This window comes from Pseudomonas sp. S30_BP2TU TE3576, assembly GCF_050436025.1.
Classification (GTDB): domain Bacteria; phylum Pseudomonadota; class Gammaproteobacteria; order Pseudomonadales; family Pseudomonadaceae; genus Aquipseudomonas.
The window spans coordinates 2,606,021-2,627,739 of the sequence record NZ_JBNDLK010000001.1; the positions used below are offsets into that span (position 1 = coordinate 2,606,021).

Genomic DNA, 21,719 nt, shown 5'->3' on the forward strand with positions numbered 1-21,719 from the left:
GGTCGCCTTTTTTGCTGACTCCTTTGCTTTTGATGGAAATTGAAATGACCGACCAGACTACCCGCCTGCCGATCCGCCGCGCCTTGATCAGCGTTTCCGACAAGACCGGGATCCTCGAATTCGCCAAGGAGCTTGCAGCCCTGGGCGTCGAGATCCTCTCCACCGGCGGGACGTTCAAACTACTGCAAGACAACGGCGTTGCCGCAGTGGAAGTCGCGGATTACACCGGTTTCGCAGAAATGATGGACGGCCGGGTGAAGACCCTGCACCCGAAAATCCACGGCGGGATCCTCGGTCGTCGCGGTATCGACGACGCCATCATGAACGAACACGGCATCAAGCCGATCGACCTGGTAGCGGTCAACCTGTACCCGTTCGAAGCCACCATCAACAAGCCAGGCTGCGACCTGCCGACCGCCATCGAGAACATCGACATCGGCGGCCCGACCATGGTCCGTTCCGCAGCCAAGAACCACAAAGACGTGGCCATCGTGGTCAATGCCAGCGATTACGCCAGCGTCCTGGAAAACCTCAAGGCCGGCGGCCTGACCTACGCCCAGCGCTTCGACCTGATGCTCAAGGCCTTCGAACACACCGCCGCCTACGACGGCATGATCGCCAACTACATGGGCACTGTGAACCAGGCGGCTGACACCCTGAGCACAGAAGGCCGCAGCGAATTCCCGCGCACCTTCAACAGCCAGTTCATCAAGGCCCAGGAAATGCGCTACGGCGAGAACCCGCACCAGAGCGCGGCGTTCTACGTGGAAGCCAAGCCTGCCGAAGTCGGCATCGCCACCGCGACCCAGCTGCAAGGCAAGGAACTGTCGTACAACAACGTGGCCGACACCGATGCCGCGCTGGAATGTGTGAAGAGCTTCGTCAAGCCAGCCTGCGTCATCGTCAAGCACGCCAACCCGTGCGGCGTGGCTGTCAGCCCTGATGCCGAAGGCGGCATCCGCAAGGCCTACGACCTGGCCTACGCCACCGACACCGAATCCGCGTTCGGCGGCATCATCGCCTTCAACCGCGAACTGGACGCCGAGACCGCCAAGGCCATCGTTGAACGCCAGTTCGTCGAAGTGATCATCGCTCCGTCGGTCAGCGAAGAAGCCCGCGCCATCGTCGCCGCCAAAGCCAACGTACGCCTGTTGGCCTGCGGCGAGTGGTCGGCTGACCGCGCCGCTGCCTGGGACTACAAGCGCGTCAACGGCGGCCTGCTGGTACAGAGCCGCGACATCGGCATGATCAGCGCCGACGACCTGAAAGTGGTGACCAAGCGCGCACCGAGCGAGCAGGAAATCCACGACCTGATCTTCGCCTGGAAAGTCGCCAAGTACGTGAAGTCCAACGCCATCGTCTACGCCAAGAATCGCCAGACCATCGGTGTCGGCGCCGGCCAGATGAGCCGCGTGAACTCCGCGCGAATTGCTGCAATCAAGGCAGAACATGCCGGCTTGCAGGTACAGGGTGCGGTCATGGCCTCCGACGCATTCTTCCCGTTCCGCGACGGCATCGACAACGCGGCCAAGGCCGGTATCACGGCGGTGATCCAGCCGGGCGGTTCGATGCGTGACAACGAAGTGATTGCGGCGGCCGACGAAGCTGGTATCGCCATGGTGTTCACCGGCATGCGCCACTTCCGTCACTGATACGACGATCAACTGTGGGAGCGGGCTTGCTCGCGAAGACGGCGGCACATTCAATATTGATGTGACTGAAACACCGCTTTCGCGAGCAAGCCCGCTCCCACATAAGAGCATCCCAGCGGTGCTATCAAGAATTAGCGTCATCCGAGGTTTTTGAAATGAATGTTTTGATCATTGGCAGCGGTGGCCGTGAACACGCCCTGGCCTGGAAAGTGGCTCAGGATCCGCGCGTGCAGAAGGTGTTCGTGGCTCCGGGCAATGCCGGTACCGCCATCGAAGCCAAGTGCGAGAACGTCGCCATCGACGTACTGGCGCTTGAGCAACTGGCAGACTTTGCCGAGAAAAACGTTTCCCTGACCATCGTTGGCCCTGAAGTGCCGCTGGTTGCCGGCGTTGTGGATCTGTTCCGCAGCCGTGGCCTGGATTGCTTCGGTCCGACTGCCGGCGCTGCGCAGCTGGAAGGTTCGAAAGCCTTCACCAAGGACTTCCTGGCTCGCCACAAGATCCCGACTGCCGACTACCAGAACTTCACCGAAATCGAGCCAGCCCTCGCTTACCTGCGTGAAAAAGGCGCTCCGATCGTGATCAAGGCCGACGGCCTGGCCGCCGGTAAAGGCGTGATCGTCGCCATGACCCTGGCCGAAGCCGAAGATGCCGTGCGCGACATGCTCGCAGGCAATGCCTTTGGTGATGCGGGTTCGCGCGTGGTCATCGAAGAGTTCCTGGATGGCGAAGAAGCCAGCTTCATTGTCATGGTCGACGGCAAGAACGTGCTGCCGATGGCCACCAGCCAGGACCACAAACGCGTCGGCGACGGCGACACCGGCCCGAACACCGGCGGCATGGGTGCTTACTCCCCGGCGCCAGTGGTCACCGCCGACGTGCACAAGCGCGTCATGGACCTGGTGATCTGGCCGACCGTGCGCGGCATGGCCGAGGAAGGCAACGTCTATACTGGCTTCCTGTACGCCGGCCTGATGATCGACAAGGCTGGTAACCCAAAAGTCATCGAATTCAACTGCCGTTTCGGCGACCCTGAAACCCAACCGGTGATGCTGCGCCTGCAGTCGAGCCTGGTGCTGCTGGTCGAAGCCGCCCTGGCCCAGGCGCTGGATAAAGTGGAAGCGCAATGGGATCCACGTCCGAGCGTCGGCATCGTCCTGGCCGCTGGCGGGTACCCTGGCGACTACGCCAAGGGCGCAGCCATCAAGGGCCTGGATGCAGCCGCCGCACTGGAAGGCAAGGTTTTCCACGCCGGCACCGCGCTCAAGGATGGTCAGGTTGTGACGGCCGGTGGTCGGGTGTTGTGCGCCACTGCCATGGGTGCCAGCGTCGATGCCGCGCAGCAGCAGGCCTACAAGCTGGCGGCTACGATTGACTGGGAAGGCTGTTTCTATCGCAAGGACATTGGCTACCGCGCCATTGCCCGCGAGCGCGGCGAGAGTCAGGAATAAGGTAAACACCACGCCAGGCAGGGATTGCAATTCCTTGCCTGGCTATTCCGGCGCCGCGCATCGTTATATTCTGGCATCAACCTAAGAAGGGATTTCGCCGTGCGCTGGCTCAGGATTGCCATAAGCTTAACCGTCACGCTGTTGACCTTGCTCTGCATGCTACCGGCCCAGGCCGCGCAAGGCAGTGGCTGGGCGGTATTGCTTGACGAACAGGGCGACCTGCAACTGAGCGATATCCGTTCCGCACGTTACACCAATCAATTCAGCCCCATCGAACTCGACCGCATTACCGCGGCCGAACCCGATGGCGCGTTATGGCTGCGATTCAGGCTTGCACCGGGCAAACACGAACAATTGCTGCGGGTGTTCGCGCCCGACCTGCGCCAGTTCAACATGTATGTGCTGGACGGCGACAAGCTGATCAATCAATCCAGCACGGGCAACGAGCAATCCCAGTCCGAGCGGCCATTACCCAGCAGCGACTTCATGCTGGCACTGCCGCAAAGCGACAATCCCCTCGACGTTTACCTGCGACTGGCCTCCGACCACCAGTTACGGCCCTATATCACCCTGCAATCGGCGATCCTCGCAGCTGCCGACCAGAACCAGACGCTGATCTATGGCCTGCTGTTCGGTTGCATCACCATGTTGATCCTGCACAATCTCATCCGCTACGCCTACACCCGCTCGCACAGCGCCCTCTGGTTGGCGATGTGCGAAGGGTTGTTGATGCTCAGCCTGATGTTGTTGCTGAACCTCGCCGGCCCCTGGCTGCCGGACGGGCATGCACTGCAAACGCCGGGGTCTTACCTGGCACTGTTACTGACCGCGCCCTGCGGCCTGATGCTTGCCTATCGCTTCTTCTCCCCGCTCGGGCCGCATCCGCTGAACCGGTTGCTGCTCGGCGAGGTCCTGCTTATCACCGCCTGCGGCCTGATGCTGCTGTTCGTCAATACCCTGCCGCTGAACTTCATAACCTACGGCCTGGTCGCCCTGGCAGGCCTGACCATGCTGTTCATCAGCGCCTATCACTGGCAAAAAGGTTATCGCCCGGCCCGCCTCTTCGTGGCGGCCATGGTGGTGTTCAACCTCGGGACACTGGTCATCCTGCCCGCGCTGCTGGGACTGACCCTGATCGAACCCCATGGTCTGATCACCACATTGATGGTGGTCATCTGCATCAGCGGCCTGCTGATGAGCATTGCGTTGAGCGAGCGCCAGCGCCGCATCACTGAAGACCGTTTCAGCATCAGTCGCGACCTCGCGGCCAGCAACGCCGAGATCAATGCCAAGGCCGAGTTCCTGGCAAAGATCAGCCATGAGATCCGCACCCCGATGAACGGCGTCCTCGGTATGACCGAGCTGCTGCTGGGCACACCGCTTTCGGTCAAGCAGCGCGACTATGTGCAGACGATCCACAGCGCCGGCAACGAACTGCTGACCCTGATCAACGAAATTCTCGACATTTCCAAACTCGAGTCCGGGCAGATCGAGCTGGACGATGTGCAGTTCGACCTCAACGCGCTGATCGAAGACTGCCTGAGCATCTTCCGCGCCAAGGCCGAGCAGCAAAACGTCGAGTTGATCAGCTTCATCCAGCCGCAAGTGCCACGGGTGATCAGCGGTGATCCGACACGCCTGCGCCAGACGCTGTTGAGCCTGCTGGAAAACGCCCTGAAGAAAACCGATGAAGGCGAAATCCTGATCGTCGTGGCGCTCGACGAGCGCAACACCAAACCACGCCTGCGTATCGCCGTGCAGGACAGCGGCGAGCCCATGGAGGCCGAAGAACGCGACGCCCTGATGCACGCCGAATTGCACAGCCGGCATTTTCTTTCGGCCACCCGCCTGGGCGGCAACCTGGGGCTGGTGATTGCCCGCCAGCTGATTCGCTTGATGCAGGGGGAATTCGGAATCAAGAGTGGCAGCAGCCAGGGCAGCACCCTGTGGCTGACCCTGCCCCTGGACCCTGATCGCCTCGAACACCCGACCTCCGATCTCGACGGTCCGCTGCAAGGTGCGCGGGTATTGGTGGTGGACGACAACGACACCTGTCGCAAGGTGTTGGTGCAGCAATGCAGCGCCTGGGGCCTGAACGTCAGCGCCGCCCCTTCCGGCAAGGAAGCGCTGGCCTTGCTGCGCACCAAGGCGCATTTGCGCGATTATTTCGATGTGGTCCTGCTGGACCAGAACATGCCCGGCATGACCGGCATGCAACTGGCGGCCAAGATCAAGGAAGACCCGAGCCTGAACCATGACATCCTGTTAATCATGCTCACCGGCATCAGCAATGCGCCGAGCAAGATCATCGCGCGCAACTCCGGGATCAAGCGCATCCTCGCCAAGCCGGTTGCCGGCTACACCCTCAAGACAACCCTGGCCGACGAACTGACCCAACGCAACAAAGGTCTCGTCGCCACCCAGCCCGTGCAAAACGGCACGGCCCTGCCGGTCAAGGTTCCCAGCGACTTCCGCATCCTGGTGGCCGAAGACAACAGCATCTCGACCAAGGTGATCCGCGGCATGCTGAGCAAGCTCAACTTGCAACCGGATACCGCCTGCAACGGCGAAGAAGCCTTGCAGGCGATGAAAGCCCAGCGTTATGACCTGGTTCTGATGGACTGCGAAATGCCGATCCTCGACGGGTTCTCGGCTACCCAGCAATTGCGCGCATGGGAGGTCGCCAACCAGCGGGCTCGCACCCCTGTGGTGGCGTTGACCGCTCACATCCTTACCGAACACAAGGAGCGTGCGCGACAGGCCGGCATGGACGGGCACATGGCCAAGCCGGTCGAGCTGTCGCAGTTGCGCGAACTGATCGAGCACTGGGTCGCCCAGCGTGATCAGCAAAATCGCGCAGCGACCCAAACGTCCTGAGCCGACAGACTTCACAACCCCTGATAGACTCCCCCTCGACTTCTCTCGCCAGTGAGCCACGGCACCATGCTCCATGTGTTGTTCAGCGTTTATCTGAAGATGCTGGTGCTCTATAGCCCATTCTTCGTGTTGTCCTGCTTCATCAGCCTGACCCGTGGTTATTCGCGCAAGGAACAGCGTCGACTGGCCTGGAAAGTAGCGCTCGCCACATTGGTCTCCAGCGTTCTGCTGTATTTGTTCGGCCGGGTGATTTTCAGTGTCTTCGGCATCACCGTGGACGCCTTTCGCATCGGCGCCGGCAGCGTCCTGTTCATCTCGGCCCTGGGGATGGCACAAGGCAAATCGGCGGTACAGACCGACAATGTGCAGCAGGATGTGACCATCGTCCCGCTGACCATTCCGTTGACGGTCGGCCCCGGCACCATCGGTGCCCTGCTGGTGATGGGCGTTGGCCAGCCGCACTGGGACGACAAGCTCACGGCCATTGTCAGTATTGCCCTGGCCAGTTTTACCGTGGGCGTGGTGCTGTTTTTGTCTGGTCGTATCGAGCGCATTCTTGGCGACCAGGGGTTACAGATCGTCAGCCGGTTGATGGGGTTGTTCGTGTGCGCACTCGCGGCACAGATCATCTTCACCGGGGTGAAGGGATACCTTGTGCCCTGACCGAAAAAAGGCCTTGTTGCTCACAACAAGGCCTTTTCCTTTTCGTTTGCGAACGGCTCAAAGCGTTAGCTTGCGCACGAGAAGCTTGTCCGAATACTTATCTATCTTTTCGTGTACTCGCGCTCGATAGTTTTCAAACACCCCGGGATCAAAAGCAAACACCCCGCCATCGGGGATGATGACCACTTCTTTGTCAAACTCGCTCCAGAAAAAGAAGTCCTGCTCGATAACAGTGGTGTCGTAGCGCATGCCGTAAAGGCAGACCACCGTTTCACCCGAGTCGAGGCGTTCGCAAGGTGCGCACTTGAGAATACCCAAACCACCCTGCATGACATTGCCACGGAAAAACTCCCAGGCGAATTCGTCGAGCTGCAATGCTCTGTAGGTTTCCTTGACGAGTTGTCCCAAGCGTTCCGAACCCAAATGACCAATCACGGTATGGCTGATGTTCAGCAGCTGGCGAACATTCGACACCCTGAAAGGTTCGGACGGAACAATGGTTTTCAAGGTAAAGCCGGCTTTGAGCAAACGGCCTTGGTAATAGTCGAACCAGACCTTCTTCGATACTTGCCCAGGGTACTTATCATTTGTCGCCAGTTCTGCGTACAGCAAGCAGTCCTGTATGTCTTGCTGATCCTGCAAGCGCACCTTGCCTGCAAAGGACAGCAGACAACCCCCTACTACAATTGCCTCAGCAAGATCCGGCATATTGCAACCCCCACCAACCAGAACCTGGACAATCAGCAGTTCGCATTGACCAACTCCCTTACGAGCTTATTAGCTCGTCAACTTTTTAAATAAATCATCACCAAACTGATCGATATAACTGTAAACCTGCTGACGTTTGCGATCGAAAGCGCGCTTATTGAACTTTCGTACACCTGCCGCTTGAAAAAGATGCACACCCTCAGTATTGATAGTGATAAACAGGAAGTTGCCATTGTAGTTCTTGCTGTACACATCCAGCCCGCCCATGACCATCGCCATGCCGCCACCCGGCGCAACGACGCAAGGGACAGCCTTGAAGCTGACAAGCTCACTGTTCTTGCTTCCGGAATCGACGATCTTCAACGCTTCCTGGTCGCCCTTGAGCTTTTCGAAACCGGCGGCCACCAGGCTCAACACATTGCCGGAGCTGGCACTGATAACGGTTTGAAGGATCTGCAGCAGCGCGTCATTCATGGTCAATGTCAGCGTTTTGGAATCGTACTTTTTACGCGTATAGCTTTCCGTCACCCAGCCGATTGCGGTCAGTGCCTCGTTATAGGCGGCGTAGCGTTGTTCTTGCGTACTGTTGTCGGGTAGCTTGCGAACCACCGCTTCGGCAAAGGACTGGCTGTCCAGGGCATCTTGCTTGTCGTCTTCGGAAAGTTTTTCCTCGAACACTACAAGCGACGGACCTACCACCGAAGCATCATGTTCCTGATCGGTGCGAATGGCTGAAACGCTCACCGTTGCAGCCAGGCTCCTGGCCCGTGGACGTGCAGGCACGGCAGCGAGTTGTGCTTCGATCTGTTTGAAGTATCTATCTTGCGCGGCAACATCAAAAGACAATTGTGCCGCGTCATTAATGTTCGGGTTTTGCATATCAAGTTCCTTGGTTAACAATCTACCGCTCCATGCGGCGCAAACCAAAACTAAGACATACAAGAACAACCATCAACCCGAATATAAAATTTAACTTATGCCAATAGTTACCAGACCGTAATGCCCCGTATTAAAGCCGGCATAGTTAAAGCGTGAAATAGCGGCCTCTTATCAGAGGCCGCACTCATTCAAGAACCGGGCTTGTTTCCATACCAACGCGGTGTATAGACCCAAACTCTATTTTCGGCGCGAGGGAATACACAGGTAGTCGAAGAACCGATCAACACCATGGTGCGCATATCGACTTGATCAGGCGTCAACTGGCCAAGGGTGGTGACCCGCAGCGTCTGGCCCGGACGCCCGATATCCCGGCCCAGCACCACCGGGGTCTCAGGCACGCGGTGCCGGGCGACGATATCCAGCGCCTGCCCCAGTTGCCACGGGCGAGAACGCGAGATCGGGTTGTAGAAGGCCAGGGCCAGATCGGCTTGAGCGGCAAGGTCCAGGCGTTTCTCGATGATTGCCCAGGGCTTGAGGTTGTCCGACAGCGACAGCACACAAAAGTCATGCCCCAACGGCGCACCGGCCTGGGCGGCCGTCGCCAGCGAGGCGGAAACCCCCGGCAAAATCTCGAGATCGACATTATGCCAATGGGCGTCGCTGGATTCGTGAAGCGCCTCCAGCACTGCAGCGGCCATGGCGAAAACACCCGGGTCGCCAGACGAAACCACCACCACCGAACGCCCCTGGGCCGCCAATTCGAAAGCGTGACGGGCGCGTTGCATCTCTTCGCGGTTGTCGGTGCAATGCAGCACTTGATCAGCACGAAACGGTCCGGCCATGCGCACGTAAGTTTCGTAACCCAGCACGTCGGTTGCGCGAGCCAGTTCCGCCTTCACGGCCGGCACCATCAGTTCGGCGGCCCCTGGCCCCAGACCGATCACAGCCAAGCGTCCGCGTGGACGGCCAATCTGCAACGGGGCCACTGGTTGCCCGGCTACCGCAATGGCAACGGTGTCGTTACCCAGGATAGAAACAGGCTGGCCGATGGCGGCGCGCAGTCGCTCACCGATAGCTGCCTCGGCACTGGCAAAACGCAACGGCACACCCAGTTCCAGCGCCGCTTCACGCAGCGCCGGGTTGGCCATTTCGGTGTCGGCAGCCAACAGACAAGCCAGCGACTGCACAGCGACTTTTGCCTGATGCAACGCCTCGCGAACCGCTGTCGCTACGTTGGTCACGCCGGCACTGACGGCGACTACCACGTTGCGCGGATAGATCAGTAATTCGTTGGCGGCTGGTGCGCGCTCGGCATGACCGACATGCACCGCCAATCGGGCCTGTGCGTCTTCAGGCAACTGCGCCTGCGCCAGCCACGGAGCCTCACCTTCAATGCGCACCGTTTCGCCAGCCAGCAAATCGGAAACAAAACGCTTGCCCGACTCCAGATCGCCAAGGGCATAGCCGCTGGGCGGGTTGAGCAGGCACGTGCCGAAACGCAACTCACCGCTGGTGGTGATCGCCGCAGCGACTTCAAGCGCGTTGGCGATCTCCCGCGCCATCACATTCACCCCGCCGAGACCACCCAGCAGAGGCACCACCGCACTACCGTCTTCGGCTACCGCCAGTACCGGTGGCTCGGCGCCCTTTTCCAGCAACAAGGGCGCCAGCGTGCGGATCACAATCCCGGCCGCGCACAGCGCAATGATCGGAGTGCCCTGTTGATAGAGCTCGCGCAGGGTCGCACCGAATTCGCGATAAACCCGATCCGCGTCCTCGACCCGTTCGGCCAGGCCATGGATCAGGGCTTCGGGGTACACCTGCTGAATGCTGCGTGCGGTAGCGAGGCTGCCATTGCCAAGAATGACAATCGCCGGAACTGGACAGGTCATCAGCCTTGCCACCTTTCACCGGGAACGATGATCAACGAGAAGTACGGCGAGGACATCGGCTCGACCTGATCCAGCGGCACGATCTTCTGATTGGCCATGGTTGCCCGCTCGACATACAACGCACGCTCGGCCAGGCCGAGCTCTTCCAGCACCTGGCGAACCTTGGGGAAATTGCGCCCCAGTTTCATGATCACCGCCGCATCGGCATCGGCCAGGCGACGCTTGAGTTCGTCGTGCGGCAGTACACCGGACAACACCGACAGGCTCTGATTGCGATACACCAACGGTGCGCCGAGCACCGAGGCGCCGCCGAGCATCGAGCACACACCGGGCACGACTTCGGCCTGGTAGCGCTCGGCGAGCCGGTCGTGCAAGTACATGTAGGAGCCGTAGAAGAACGGATCGCCCTCGCAGATCACCGCCACATCACGACCCTCATCGAGATGCGTGGCCAGTTCGTCGGCAGCGTCATCGTAAAAGTCGCTGATCACTTGCTCGTAGGACAACGGTGCCGGCAAGGCTTCGGTGGTCACCGGGTACACCAGCGGCAACAAATTCTGGGCTTCCTGCAGGTGCGCTTCGATGATGCCGAAGGCGTTGCCCTTCTTGCCCTTGGCCACGAAGTACGCCACCACCGGGGATTCGCGCAGCAAACGCAAGGCCTTGACGGTAATCAGTTCCGGATCACCGGGACCGACGCCGAGGCCGATCAAACGTCCAGGTTGCTGCATCATTCGATCTCCGTGGCGAGGGCATTGACGGCGGCGGCGGCCATGGCGCTACCGCCCAGCCGCCCCTGCATGATGACAAAAGGCACGCCACGGCTGTCCGCCGCCAGCGCTGCCTTGGATTCGGCGGCACCGACGAAGCCTACCGGGAAGCCGAGGATCAGTGCCGGTTTCGGTGCGCCGGCATCCAGCATTTCCAGCAGGTAAAACAGTGCGGTCGGTGCATTGCCGATCACCACCACACTGCCTTCCAGGTGCGGGCGCCATAGTTCCAGCGCGGCGGCGGAACGGGTGTTGCCCAGCTCGCGAGCCAGTTCTGCAACACTGTCATCGCGCAAGGTGCAGATCACCTGATTATTCGCTGGCAAGCGTGCGCGCGTGACGCCTTCGGAGACCATCCGCGCATCGCACAGGATCGGCGCACCGGCCGCCAGCGCATCACGCCCGGCCTTGCCCGCACCTTCGGAATACTGCAAACCGTCGATGGCCTCGACCATGCCGCAGGCGTGAATCACACGGACCGCGAGTTTTTCCAGATCGGCCGGGATTCGGTCGAGGTTGGCCTCGGCGCGGATGATCGCGAAGGAGTTGCGATAGATCTCCTGACCGTCGCGGATGTAATCAAGCATCAATGGGGCTCCGTGAGCGGGCGTCGAGCAGGGTCGCGACCGCTTCAATAGTAAGGTTGCGTGCGTGCAGTGCGCCGAAACCCGGCTGCTCTGCATCGCGAAAATAGAGATCGTAGTGACCGGGGGCGACGGCCAGCAATGTGACGGGTGCCGTATGCGCGGCGGCGCAGGAACGCAGGCAACCGCTCAGGTGTATGTTCAGCGCCGGTCCATGGCGGTGCAGCAGCGCGGCCAGTTGCAGGGCATCGCCCTTGGTCTCGGCCAGGCCTTTGCCGCAGCCGTTTGAGCCAGTGCATGCGATCAAACGGGACAGTGGCTGATCGGCGTCGCACGACAAGCCCAAACGTCGCAAACGCTGAATGACTTCGACGGCGTTTTCCATGCGAACACTGGGCAGCAGCAGGCTTTGCCAGGGTGTGAAGCGCAGGCTGGAATCACCGAACTCGCGCGCCAGTTGCGCCACACCCCGCAGCATCGCGGGATCGAGCCGTCCCAGCGGCGGCACGCCCCCTACATAGACGACAGCGGATTCGACCTGGGGATGGGCACCCACGTGCAAATCACTGGCGCCCGAAACCCGCTGCCAATCGACCACTGCTTGCAGCGTCACACGTTCTTCCAGCCGAAGCAGAATGCCCTCGACCGGGTACTCGGCCAACAAATGGCGCATGCGCGTCTGCTCGGGGCGCGCCAGTTCAAGAAACAACTCAAGGACCGCGACCACCAAAGCGTGCCCGTCATCCAGTGCTACCGAACCGGCGGGCCGGTCCGTCGGGCAACCCGCCAGACCGAACGCCAATCGTCGCTCGCCGTCTTGCTCAAACGCCGAGAGCCACAGGTCATGGGGATGTTCGAGCATCGCCAGGTCTTCACCGCCATCGAGTTGCACGGCGAACTTGGCACTGAGATCGTGGAAACTTTCGTGGTTTTGCAATGTGGCGAGGATCTGCCCGGCCAGCGGGCGTGTGTCGAACAGCATGCGCCGATCGATCCCGGCGCCGGGGCTGAGCATCAGGTTGCGCACATCGTCGCCAGCCGCCGTGCGCGGTCCCAGATCGGCGGCCAGCAGGCTGTCGATCAACGCCGCTTGCTGGTTGCCAATCCCGCGGATCTGCAGGTTGGCCCGGTTGGTCGCCTCGATCGTCCCGCTGGCGTAACGCTCGGCCGCAGTCGCCACGGCCTCGGCTTGAGCGCTGCTGATCGAACCACCGTTCAACTTGATCCGGCAGATGCCACCATCCAGCGCCGGCACAATACGCAACAACCCCGGGCAGGCCGAGGGGCGTAAGGCAGCGGACAGCGGACGTTCGTTCAAGGCGGACCCGTTCAGGTGGCGAGGTAATTCACGGCGAAAGTGCGCGGTATTATGCCTGCTTTGCTTCACCGCATGAAAAGACTCCGGTCGGAATGCTTGGCCAGGCCTCAATGGCCTGCGGTCAACGGGCTCATCCGGGAAGAGAAGGCAGTCAGCTCAAGGAACCCGCGCTATCATGCCGCCCAACAACGTTGAATGCGTGATTGAGGAACGGCATGGCGCCCTGGCTGACGGTTGTAGGCATCGGTGAAGACGGTTTCAAGGGGCTGGGCAAGAACGCCCGGCACGCATTGTTGCGCGCATCGAAGATCTTTGGTGGCCCGCGGCATCTGGATTTGCTCCCGCCGTGCATACGCGGCGAGCGCCGGCCGTGGCCGAGTCCCTTCTGCCTTGAGTCGCTGCTGTCACTGCGTGGCGAACCCGTTTGCGTCCTGGCCAGTGGCGATCCGATGTTTTTTGGCGTCGGCGCCAGCCTCGCCCGGCAACTCCCCGCGGCCGAGATGCTGACGCTTCCTGCGCCGTCGTCCTGCTCGCTGGCCGCTGCGCGAATGGGTTGGCCCTTGCAGGATGTAGTCACCCTTTCGGTGGTGGCCCGGCCGGTCGCCGCACTCAACGCCCAGCTGTCCAGCGGCGTGCGCTTGCTGGTATTGAGCAACGACGGCCGCAGCCCCGCCGCCATCGCTGCACTGTTGCGCGAACGAGGCTTCGGCCCCAGCCGTCTTACCGTGCTGGAACACTTGGGCGGTGAAGCCGAGCGGCGTATCGATGGTATCGCCAGCGACTGGAACGATCCGCCGATCGCCGATCTGAACCTGATCGCCATCGAGTGCATCGCCGAGCCGAACACGTTGCGGCTGTCACGACTGGCCGGCCTGCCGGACTCGGCTTTCCAGCACGACGGCCAACTGACCAAACGCGATGTGCGCGCCATCACCCTCGCGCGCCTGGCCCCGACTCCCGGCGAACTGTTGTGGGACGTCGGCGCCGGCAGCGGCTCGATCGGCATCGAATGGATGCGCGCCCACCCAAGTTGCCGCGCCCTGGCCATCGAGGCGGATGACGGCCGACAAGCGTTGATCGAACACAACCGTGATGCCCTTGGCGTTCCCGGCTTGCAATTGATTCGCGGCAGTGCGCCGCAAGCCCTGGCCGGCCTGGAGCGGCCGGATGCGATTTTCATCGGTGGCGGCGTCACCCGCGCAGGCGTGCTCGATACTTGCTGGGCCGAACTCAAACCCGGTGGCCGGCTGATTGCCAACGCGGTCACCCTGCAAAGTGAAATGACCCTGATGGCCTGGCGCGAGCAACACGGCGGTGAGCTGACCCGCATTCATATCGCGCAAGCACAACCGCTGGGCGACTTCGACACCTGGCGCCAGGCCCTTCCGATTACCTTGCTGGACGTGACGAAACCTTTCGATGCGTGACGAAACCGCCGAACAACCCGCCCCCCTGCGCAGTGGCCTGACCACCGGCAGTTGCGCCACGGCCACCAGCCTCGCCGCGGCGCGTCTGCTGCTGGATGGCACAGCGGTCGACGCCGTGGAAATCGTGTTGCCCAAGGGCAAGCAGGTGCAGATGCGCCTGGAGTTCTGTCGCCTCACCGAGGACGGCGCCGAAGCGGGAACCCTCAAGGACGCCGGCGACGATCCGGATGTGACCCACGGCGCCCTGCTCTACTCCCAGGTGCGCCTGAGCACCGAACCGGGGACTCGCTTCAAGGCCGGTCGCGGTGTCGGCACAGTGACCCGGCCAGGGCTGGTGCTGGGTGTCGGCGAGCCGGCGATCAACCCGGTGCCGCGCAAGATGATCAGTGAACACCTGGCCCGGCTGGCTGACGAACTCGGTTACAGCGGTGGTTTCGACGTCACGGTCAATGTCGAGAACGGCGAGGCGCTGGCACTGAAAACCATGAATCCGCGCCTGGGCATTCTTGGCGGCTTGTCGATCCTCGGCACCAGCGGCATCGTCCGGCCGTTTTCCTGCGCGGCCTACATTGCCTCGATCCACCAGGGCATCGACGTGGCGAAAACCAACGGTTACCTGCACATCGCCGCCTGCACCGGCAACGCCAGCGAAGACACCATGCGCCGGGTCTACAACCTGCCGGAAATCGCCCTGATCGAAATGGGCGACTTCGTTGGCGCCGTGCTCAAGCACCTGCGCAAAGTACCGGTGGATAAACTCAGCCTGTGCGGTGGTTTCGGCAAGATCAGCAAACTGGCGGCCGGGCACATGGATTTGCACAGTCGTCATTCGAGCATTGACCTGCCGCAACTGGCGTTATGGGCGGCGCAGGTCGGCGCCGATGCGGCGTTGCAACAGCACATCCGCGAGGCCAACACCAGCCAGCAGGCACTGGCCATGGCCGCCGCAGCGGGGGTTGCCCTGGGTGATGCAGTCTGTCAGCACGCCCTGGATTTTGCCCGCAGCGTGGTGCCGGCGCAGGTTCAAGTGGAAGTCTTTGCCATTGATCGCCAGGGCGGGATTGTTGGCCATGCAGGAGCTTTTCAATGAAGCGCATCCTGTTGCTCGGCGGCGTGACTGAAGCCCTGGCCATTGCCCGCACGTTCGGGCCACAGCATATCTACAGCCTGGCCGGCGTCGGTCGGGTGCCGACGGATCTGCAATGCCAGGTTCGCGTCGGTGGCTATGGCGGTGCCGAAGGCCTGGCGCAATTCATTGCCGATGAAGGCATCGATTTGCTGCTCGACGCCACTCACCCCTACGCCGCCCAAATCAGCCAGAACGCCGCGACCGCAGCGCAATTGAGCGGCATCCCTTGCTGGGCGCTACGGCGTCCGGCCTGGCAAACCCAGGCGGGTGACGACTGGCGGGAAGTCAGCGATTGGGCCGAACTGATCGAGGCCCTGCAACCCTTCCGCCGACCGCTGTTCACCCTTGGTCGCGAGCCCCTGCAACACCTGGATGAAATTCCTGCGGAGCAATTCTGGACCCTGCGTGCGCTGGACGTGTATCCGGGCAACGAACGCTGCGAAGTGATCGGCGCACGTGGGCCCTTCCTGATCGACGATGAACGTGCGTTGTTCGAGCGGCGAAACATCGACGTACTGATCAGCAAAAACAGCGGCAGCACGGCGACCGAGCCGAAGCTGGAAGTGGCGCGTGAGCGTGGGGTGCCGGTGATTGTTTTGAAGCGTCCCGAATTGCCAAGCGTGGAACGGGAGTTTGATTCGGTCGTAAACCTGTTGCGAACGATGACAGAGCAGTTTTTAACCTGATTTTTGCGAACGCGTCAGGACGCCTTCGCGGGCAAGCCCGCTCCCACAGTGGACCTCACCGAACACAAGTCTAGGGCTATACAAAGAAACCCTGTGGGAGCGGGCTTGCCCGCGAAGGCGCTATCAGTGGCGACGCAAAGGTTGGAACCTGCTAGGCACTCAGACTTTACATATAAATCTTTAAGGAACTTCTGATTCTCGTGAGATTCCGAACAATGCTCAAACCCTACTGGCACTTTGAAATTCACGACTATCATAAAGGCTACGAAAGGACGGCGCTGCGACACCAAACCGCACACCGCTTTTTTACTTATCGGCCCTGATCAGGCTAAATAGCCGGCGCCTGATCGCCCACCCAAACGGATTTTGTCCCATGTCCCGACAACGGCTCGCAATTGCCTGGATAGCCTGCTTCGCAGTGCTGTTCAATTTGCTTGCCATGCCGATGTCCGGAGCGATGGCGCAGACGACAAAGTCACCCGCCGAGCAGTTGTTGTGGGGCAGCTTCTGCAGCTCCAGCGGCAGCCGGATGGTGGCGATTTCCATCGGGGACCTTGAACAGAAAGCCCCGCAAAGCGACGATCACTCCAACATGCAGCATTGCTGGTGCTGCTCGGGTTCTGCGCCATTGGTGGCGTTGCCGGGGCATACGCCACAGCTGTATTTCGCTCGCTTCGAGTCCAACCGAAGCGTGCCTGCCACCTCTCTCGAAAACCCGTCACCGCGCCAGCAATGGCCGAGCCTCAACCCCCGCGCTTCCCCTCTGGTGTGATTTTTCTCGCAATTGACCTGCGTTTAAATCGTTCCGGAGAACTGCCATGTTGAACAAACTCATCGTTCTGGCCGCATTGCTGCTGCCTGCCTGCTTTGCCAATGCCCACGAATACAAAGTCGGCACACTGGAAATCGCTCATCCGTGGTCCCAGGAGTTGCCGCCCAATGCACCCACCGTTGCGGCGTATTTCGTGATCAACAATAAAGGCAAGACCGCCGACCGCCTGCTCAGCGTTGACACCCCCATTGCCGGCGAAGCGCAATTGCATGAGCACGTGATGCAAGGCGACATGATGAAAATGCAGCACGTACCGAGCGTGGAAGTACCCGCCGGTGGCCAGGTCACTTTTGCGCCAATGGCCTATCACGTGATGTTGCTGGGCCTCAAGGACCGCAGCCTGCTCAGTGACGGCAAGCGCTTCCCCATGACGCTGCATTTCGAAAAGGCCGGTGACGTGACGGTTGAAGTCGCGGTGCAGAAGCAGGCGCCGGACAGCATGCAAGCACACGTGCACAAGCCGTAATCGCCCGAGCTGAAAACGCCCATGCGCCCGCTTAGCGCCAGGCCATCCGGGGCCCGCAATCAGGCATTGAGCCTGACACGCGGCAGCTGGATCAGCCTGTTCGCCATGCTGATGATCTTTATCGGTCCGCTGATTTCTCAGTCGATGCCGATGGATTCGCATGCCATGTCGATGAGCATGCCTATGAGCATGAGCATGGACATGCCGGCGATGGAGCATGCCGAGCATGGCACGCAAGCCACCGCCGAGCATTGCCCGCCTGCCCCCGGTCAGCATGTGCTGTGGGAAAAGTGCGGTTATTGCAGCCTATTGTTCAACTGCCCGGCGCTGACCGGTGGCGTGTCTTTCGCCAACTTCGTCATCCCGCCCGCCAACACCTTCACCACACCCTCACCACGCCTGGGCCATGCCCGGCAAACCTTCTTCCCCGGCGCCCGCACCCGCGCCCCGCCTTCCGTCGCGTAAACACCCATCTCCGATCTCACACGGTCCGCCAGACAACCACAGCAACCTGTGGGAGCGGGCTTGCTCGCGAAAGCGGTGTGCCAGGCGACATCCGTGTTGACTGACACTCCCTCTTCGCGAGCAAGCCCGCTCCCACAGGGATTGCGCAGGCTGCCGGCCGTGTCGTTTACGACTGTTCGATGGAAGTTGTCATGTCCAGGTTTTCTGCTGCCCCGTGCTTGAGCACTGCCCAAGCCTCTTTTGCCCTGAACGAATCCTGCATTCGTTTCAGGCACGCCACCGCGATCCTGTGCGGTGCTTTGCTGGCGCCTACTGCGCTGGCCGATGACCATGCCGGTCACAGTGAAGAACTGAGCCCGACGGTGATTACCGCCATTGCACCCAGTTCGCCACTGACCATCGTCACCAACCCCAAGGACCCGCGCCAACCGGTGCCGGCCAGCGATGGCGCCGACTACCTGAAGACTATTCCGGGCTTCGCCATGGTGCGCAATGGCGGCACCAATGGCGACCCGGTGCTGCGCGGCATGTTTGGTTCACGACTGAACATCCTCACCAATGGCAGCATGATGCTCGGCGCCTGCCCGGGCCGGATGGACGCCCCCACTTCCTACATTTCCCCGGAAACCTACGACAAGCTCACTGTGATCAAAGGCCCGCAAACCGTGCTTTGGGGGCCGGGCGCTTCGGCCGGGACCATCCTGTTCGACCGTGAGCCGGAGCATTTCGGCGAACTCGGCACACGGGTCAACGCCAGCGTGCTGGCCGGTTCCTACGGGCGCTTCGACAAACTGGTGGACGCCGCGGCCGGCGGCCAGTCGGGTTACGTGCGGGTCATCGGCAACACTGCGCATTCCGACGACTACCGGGACGGCAACAACGACACCGTGGCGTCGCGCTACGACAAATGGAACGGCGACGTCGCACTCGGCTGGACCCCGGATGCCGATACCCTGCTGGAGCTGACCGCCGGCAAGGGTGACGGTGAAGCGCGCTACGCCGGGCGCAGCATGGACGGTTCGCAGTTCCTGCGCGAAAGCCTCGGCCTGCGCTTTGAGAAATCCAACATCAGCGACGTACTGGAAAAGCTCGAAGCCCAGGTCTACTACAACTACGCCGACCACGTGATGGACAACTACACCCTGCGCACGCCGTCCGGCACCGGCAAGATGGCCGGCCCGATGGCCTCCAACGTCGACCGCCGGACCCTCGGTGCCCGGGTCAAGGCCACCTGGCGCTGGGCCGATGTGCAACTGATCAGCGGCATCGACGCGCAGACCAACGAGCATCGCCAACGCAGCGCCATGGGCGTCGACACCTACAAGGACCTGCCGTACACCAAGGATGCCGACTTCCATAACTACGGGGCCTTCGGCGAACTGACCTGGTACGCCGCCGACCGCAACCGCTTGATCAGTGGTGCGCGCCTGGACCGCGCCTCGGCCAAGGATTTTCGGCAGACCATCGGCTCGGGAATGATGTCCCGCCCGAACCCGACTGCCGACGACACCCGCGCCGATACCCTGCCGAGTGGCTTCATCCGCTACGAGCATGACCTGGCCGACAGCCCGACCACGCTGTATGCCGGCCTCGGTCACACCCAGCGGTTCCCGGATTACTGGGAGCTGTTTTCACCCAAATCCGGCCCCGCCGGTTCGGTGAATGCCTTTGATTCGATCAAACCGGAAAAAACCACCCAGCTCGATTTCGGCCTGCAATACAACACCGAAAAACTCGAAGCCTGGGCCTCAGGCTACGTCGGCCAGGTGCGCGATTACATCCTGTTCAGCTATACGCCCGGAATGATGGGCATGACCTCGCAAGCCGAAAACATCGATGCGCGAATCATGGGTGGCGAATTGGGCGCCGCTTACAACCTCACCGAAAACTGGAAAGCCGACGCGACCCTGGCCTACGCCTGGGGCAAGAACAGCAGCGACGACACTGCCTTGCCGCAGATGCCGCCGCTGGATGCCCGTTTCGGCCTGACCTACAGCGAAGACAACTGGAGCGCCGGCGCACTGTGGAGAGTGGTTGCCGCGCAAAACCGCATCGACCAGAACAAGGGCAACGTGGTCGGCAAGGACTTCGACAAGACACCGGGGTTCGGCGTTTTCTCCCTCAACGGTGCCTATCGGATCAACAGCAACTGGAAGGTCAGCAGCGGCGTCGACAACCTGTTCGGCAAGGCGTACGCCGAGCACTTGAACCTGGCCGGCAATGCCGGTTTCGGCTACCCCGCCAATGACCCGCAAGCCATCAAGGAACCGGGGCGAACGCTCTGGACCAAAGTGGACATGAGTTTCTAACCCTTGAGGGCCCCGCTCCCTCTGTGGGAGCGGGCTTGCCCGCGATCGGTTGCGCAGCAACCGCAAAACAAACAACTAAAAGATCCAGCCAAGCGGAGCACACGTGATGAAACAGCCCAAAGTGAATTTCTACAACCTGGCGTGGCGCTGGCATTTCTATGCCGGATTGTTCGTTGCGCCCTTCATGGTGATGCTGGCCATGACCGGCACCATTTATTTGTTCAAACCGCAGCTCGATTCGTTGATGTACAGCAGCCTGCTCAACGTCCCGGCCGGTCATCACACCGTCCCGGCCGACGACCTGCTCAAGCGTGTGAAAGACGCGTATCCACAAGCAACGATCAAGCAGTACCTGCCACCGGTCAATGCCGAACGCAGCGCACAGTTTGTCGTGCTCAATGGCGGCAACGAGCTGAATGTATTTGTCGACCCGTACCACGGCGACATCCTCGGCGAGCAAGACGCCAAGAACAATCTGCAAGCCATCGCGCGGGCGATTCACGGTGAGCTGATGATCGGCACCGTCGGCGATCGGCTGATCGAACTGGCCGCCGGTTGGGGGGTGGTGCTGGTGGTTTCCGGGGTTTTCCTGTGGTGGCCGCGCGGTCAGGCGGCGGGCATTCTATGGCCACGCTTGAACAGTCGCGGGCGCGTATTGTGGCGTGACCTGCACGCGGTCACCGGGTTCTGGGGTGCGTCCCTGCTGCTGGTGATGCTGCTCAGCGGCATGACCTGGACCGGGTTCTGGGGCCAGCAGTACGCGGCGGTATGGAACGTCTTTCCGGCGACAATGTGGGATGACGTGCCGAAGTCCGATGTCGAAGCGCGCAGCCTCAACACCGCGACCCGCCAGACCGTGCCATGGGCCATGGAAAATACGCCGATGCCGATGTCCGGCGACCATGCCGAACACATGGCCCACGACGGTGCGCACGCCGGCCCGGCAGCGCCGACTATCAGCCTGCAAGACGTACAAAACATCGCCACGCAGAGTAAGGTCGAACCGGGCTACAGCATCACTTTGCCGAAATCCGCGACCGGCGTGTTCACCATCTCGGTGTTCGCCGACGACCCGCGCAATGACGCCACGTTGCACATCGATCAATACACCGGCAAGGTTCTGGCCGACGTGCGTTTCGAACACTACGGCAGCGTCGCCCGCGCCACGGAAATCGGCGTGATGCTGCACGAAGGCAAGATGTTCGGCGTGTTCAACCAGATCGTGGTGTTGTTGATCTGCCTGATGATTCTGCTCAGCGCCGTCAGCGGCGTGGTGATCTGGTGGAAGCGTCGCCCGCAAGGAAAACTCGGCGTGCCGCCGCTGCGCCACGACCTGCCGAAATGGAAAACCGCGATGGTGATCATGTTTGCCTTGGCGGTGGCCTTTCCGTTGGTGGGTGCTTCGCTGGTGGCGGTGTGGGTGCTGGATCGCCTGCTGCTGTCGCGCCTCACCCGACAAGCTGAATCGGCTTCATCTTCATCTTGAAACAGGCGAGATGCGCGGGGCTCAATGGGCTGTAAACTCCCCCGCGCGTCACCCTCTCGCATTCAGGGTGTCCTTTCGGGCCTCTTCGCGAGCAAGCCCGCTCCCACAGGATTCACGCAATTTTT

18 protein-coding genes are annotated in these 21,719 nt (G+C 61.3%); 12 read left to right on the forward strand and 6 right to left on the reverse strand.

Going from position 1 to position 21,719, the window contains the following annotated elements:
- Positions 1-44: 44 nt before the first annotated feature.
- The 4 genes from purH to ABIA48_RS11875 all read left to right on the forward strand — a co-directional run bounded on the left by purH (position 45) and on the right by ABIA48_RS11875 (position 6,643).
- Positions 45-1,652, forward strand: a complete 1,608-nt coding sequence (purH, locus tag ABIA48_RS11860; RefSeq protein WP_429488790.1) for a bifunctional phosphoribosylaminoimidazolecarboxamide formyltransferase/IMP cyclohydrolase — start codon at positions 45-47, stop codon at positions 1,650-1,652.
- Between the two features lie 155 nt (positions 1,653-1,807).
- Complete coding sequence (purD, locus tag ABIA48_RS11865; RefSeq protein ID WP_429488792.1) at positions 1,808-3,103, forward strand: phosphoribosylamine--glycine ligase; 1,296 nt, start codon at positions 1,808-1,810, stop codon at positions 3,101-3,103.
- Between the two features lie 99 nt (positions 3,104-3,202).
- A complete protein-coding gene (locus tag ABIA48_RS11870; protein WP_429488794.1) occupies positions 3,203-5,980 on the forward strand; it encodes a response regulator in 2,778 nt (925 codons plus the stop codon).
- Between the two features lie 66 nt (positions 5,981-6,046).
- The gene (locus ABIA48_RS11875) at positions 6,047-6,643 is read left to right on the forward strand and encodes a MarC family protein (protein WP_007991257.1); all 597 of its coding nucleotides are present in this window, start codon (positions 6,047-6,049) and stop codon (positions 6,641-6,643) included.
- A 57-nt stretch (positions 6,644-6,700) separates the two neighbouring features.
- On the opposite strand, the gene ABIA48_RS11880 is transcribed toward ABIA48_RS11875, so the two are convergent.
- The 6 genes from ABIA48_RS11880 to cobG all read right to left on the reverse strand — a co-directional run bounded on the left by ABIA48_RS11880 (position 6,701) and on the right by cobG (position 12,794).
- Positions 6,701-7,351 carry a hypothetical protein gene (locus tag ABIA48_RS11880; RefSeq protein WP_429488796.1) on the reverse strand — a complete coding sequence of 217 codons (651 nt, stop codon included), beginning with the start codon at positions 7,349-7,351 and terminating at the stop codon, positions 6,701-6,703.
- A gap of 69 nt (positions 7,352-7,420) precedes the next feature.
- Positions 7,421-8,230 (reverse strand): hypothetical protein, encoded by an 810-nt coding sequence (locus ABIA48_RS11885; protein ID WP_429488798.1) that lies wholly within the window; start codon positions 8,228-8,230, stop codon positions 7,421-7,423.
- A gap of 188 nt (positions 8,231-8,418) precedes the next feature.
- The gene (gene cobJ, locus ABIA48_RS11890; protein ID WP_429488800.1) at positions 8,419-10,122 is read right to left on the reverse strand and encodes a precorrin-3B C(17)-methyltransferase; all 1,704 of its coding nucleotides are present in this window, start codon (positions 10,120-10,122) and stop codon (positions 8,419-8,421) included.
- Positions 10,122-10,853, reverse strand: coding sequence for a precorrin-2 C(20)-methyltransferase (locus tag ABIA48_RS11895; RefSeq protein ID WP_429492854.1), 732 nt, complete (start codon positions 10,851-10,853; stop codon positions 10,122-10,124). Before ABIA48_RS11895 ends, cobJ begins: the two co-directional genes overlap by 1 nt.
- The gene (locus tag ABIA48_RS11900; protein WP_108230366.1) at positions 10,853-11,479 is read right to left on the reverse strand and encodes a precorrin-8X methylmutase; all 627 of its coding nucleotides are present in this window, start codon (positions 11,477-11,479) and stop codon (positions 10,853-10,855) included. The genes ABIA48_RS11895 and ABIA48_RS11900 overlap by 1 nt, the downstream gene beginning before the upstream one ends.
- Entirely contained in the window at positions 11,472-12,794 is a 1,323-nt protein-coding gene (gene cobG, locus ABIA48_RS11905; protein ID WP_429488802.1) for a precorrin-3B synthase, read from the reverse strand. The genes ABIA48_RS11900 and cobG overlap by 8 nt, the downstream gene beginning before the upstream one ends.
- Positions 12,795-13,009: 215 nt before the next feature.
- On the opposite strand from cobG, the gene cbiE reads away from it, so the two are divergent.
- The 8 genes from cbiE (at position 13,010) to ABIA48_RS11945 (ending at position 21,594) form a co-directional block, all read left to right on the forward strand.
- A complete protein-coding gene (gene cbiE / locus ABIA48_RS11910; protein ID WP_429488803.1) occupies positions 13,010-14,221 on the forward strand; it encodes a precorrin-6y C5,15-methyltransferase (decarboxylating) subunit CbiE in 1,212 nt (403 codons plus the stop codon).
- A complete protein-coding gene (locus ABIA48_RS11915; protein WP_429488805.1) occupies positions 14,214-15,311 on the forward strand; it encodes a cobalt-precorrin-5B (C(1))-methyltransferase in 1,098 nt (365 codons plus the stop codon). Before cbiE ends, ABIA48_RS11915 begins: the two co-directional genes overlap by 8 nt.
- Positions 15,308-16,036 (forward strand): cobalt-precorrin-6A reductase, encoded by a 729-nt coding sequence (locus ABIA48_RS11920; protein WP_429488807.1) that lies wholly within the window; start codon positions 15,308-15,310, stop codon positions 16,034-16,036. Before ABIA48_RS11915 ends, ABIA48_RS11920 begins: the two co-directional genes overlap by 4 nt.
- Before the next feature lie 373 nt (positions 16,037-16,409).
- On the forward strand, positions 16,410-16,808 hold the full coding sequence (locus tag ABIA48_RS11925) for a DUF2946 domain-containing protein (RefSeq protein ID WP_429488809.1): 399 nt from the start codon (positions 16,410-16,412) through the stop codon (positions 16,806-16,808).
- Positions 16,809-16,854: 46 nt separating this feature from the next.
- Complete coding sequence (locus tag ABIA48_RS11930; RefSeq protein ID WP_429488811.1) at positions 16,855-17,334, forward strand: copper chaperone PCu(A)C; 480 nt, start codon at positions 16,855-16,857, stop codon at positions 17,332-17,334.
- 21 nt (positions 17,335-17,355) lie between these two features.
- Positions 17,356-17,799, forward strand: a complete 444-nt coding sequence (locus ABIA48_RS11935) for a DUF2946 domain-containing protein (RefSeq protein WP_429488813.1) — start codon at positions 17,356-17,358, stop codon at positions 17,797-17,799.
- A 191-nt stretch (positions 17,800-17,990) separates the two neighbouring features.
- On the forward strand, positions 17,991-20,108 hold the full coding sequence (locus tag ABIA48_RS11940; RefSeq protein ID WP_429488815.1) for a TonB-dependent copper receptor: 2,118 nt from the start codon (positions 17,991-17,993) through the stop codon (positions 20,106-20,108).
- Positions 20,109-20,214: 106 nt separating this feature from the next.
- A complete protein-coding gene (locus tag ABIA48_RS11945; RefSeq protein ID WP_429488817.1) occupies positions 20,215-21,594 on the forward strand; it encodes a PepSY-associated TM helix domain-containing protein in 1,380 nt (459 codons plus the stop codon).
- Positions 21,595-21,719: the final 125 nt, after the last annotated feature.

Coding starts and splice junctions, on each gene's coding strand:
- ABIA48_RS11945 (WP_429488817.1), top strand. CDS start 20,215: ATGAAACAGCCCAAAGTGAATTTCTACAACCTGGCGTGGCGCTGGCAT.
- purD (WP_429488792.1), top strand. CDS start 1,808: ATGAATGTTTTGATCATTGGCAGCGGTGGCCGTGAACACGCCCTGGCC.
- ABIA48_RS11935 (WP_429488813.1), top strand. CDS start 17,356: ATGCGCCCGCTTAGCGCCAGGCCATCCGGGGCCCGCAATCAGGCATTG.
- ABIA48_RS11940 (WP_429488815.1), top strand. CDS start 17,991: ATGTCCAGGTTTTCTGCTGCCCCGTGCTTGAGCACTGCCCAAGCCTCT.
- ABIA48_RS11875 (WP_007991257.1), top strand. CDS start 6,047: ATGCTCCATGTGTTGTTCAGCGTTTATCTGAAGATGCTGGTGCTCTAT.
- ABIA48_RS11880 (WP_429488796.1), bottom strand. CDS start 7,351: ATGCCGGATCTTGCTGAGGCAATTGTAGTAGGGGGTTGTCTGCTGTCC.
- cobJ (WP_429488800.1), bottom strand. CDS start 10,122: ATGACCTGTCCAGTTCCGGCGATTGTCATTCTTGGCAATGGCAGCCTC.
- ABIA48_RS11885 (WP_429488798.1), bottom strand. CDS start 8,230: ATGCAAAACCCGAACATTAATGACGCGGCACAATTGTCTTTTGATGTT.
- ABIA48_RS11915 (WP_429488805.1), top strand. CDS start 14,214: ATGCGTGACGAAACCGCCGAACAACCCGCCCCCCTGCGCAGTGGCCTG.
- ABIA48_RS11930 (WP_429488811.1), top strand. CDS start 16,855: ATGTTGAACAAACTCATCGTTCTGGCCGCATTGCTGCTGCCTGCCTGC.
- ABIA48_RS11900 (WP_108230366.1), bottom strand. CDS start 11,479: ATGCTTGATTACATCCGCGACGGTCAGGAGATCTATCGCAACTCCTTC.
- purH (WP_429488790.1), top strand. CDS start 45: ATGACCGACCAGACTACCCGCCTGCCGATCCGCCGCGCCTTGATCAGC.
- ABIA48_RS11925 (WP_429488809.1), top strand. CDS start 16,410: ATGTCCCGACAACGGCTCGCAATTGCCTGGATAGCCTGCTTCGCAGTG.
- ABIA48_RS11895 (WP_429492854.1), bottom strand. CDS start 10,853: ATGCAGCAACCTGGACGTTTGATCGGCCTCGGCGTCGGTCCCGGTGAT.
- cbiE (WP_429488803.1), top strand. CDS start 13,010: ATGGCGCCCTGGCTGACGGTTGTAGGCATCGGTGAAGACGGTTTCAAG.
- ABIA48_RS11920 (WP_429488807.1), top strand. CDS start 15,308: ATGAAGCGCATCCTGTTGCTCGGCGGCGTGACTGAAGCCCTGGCCATT.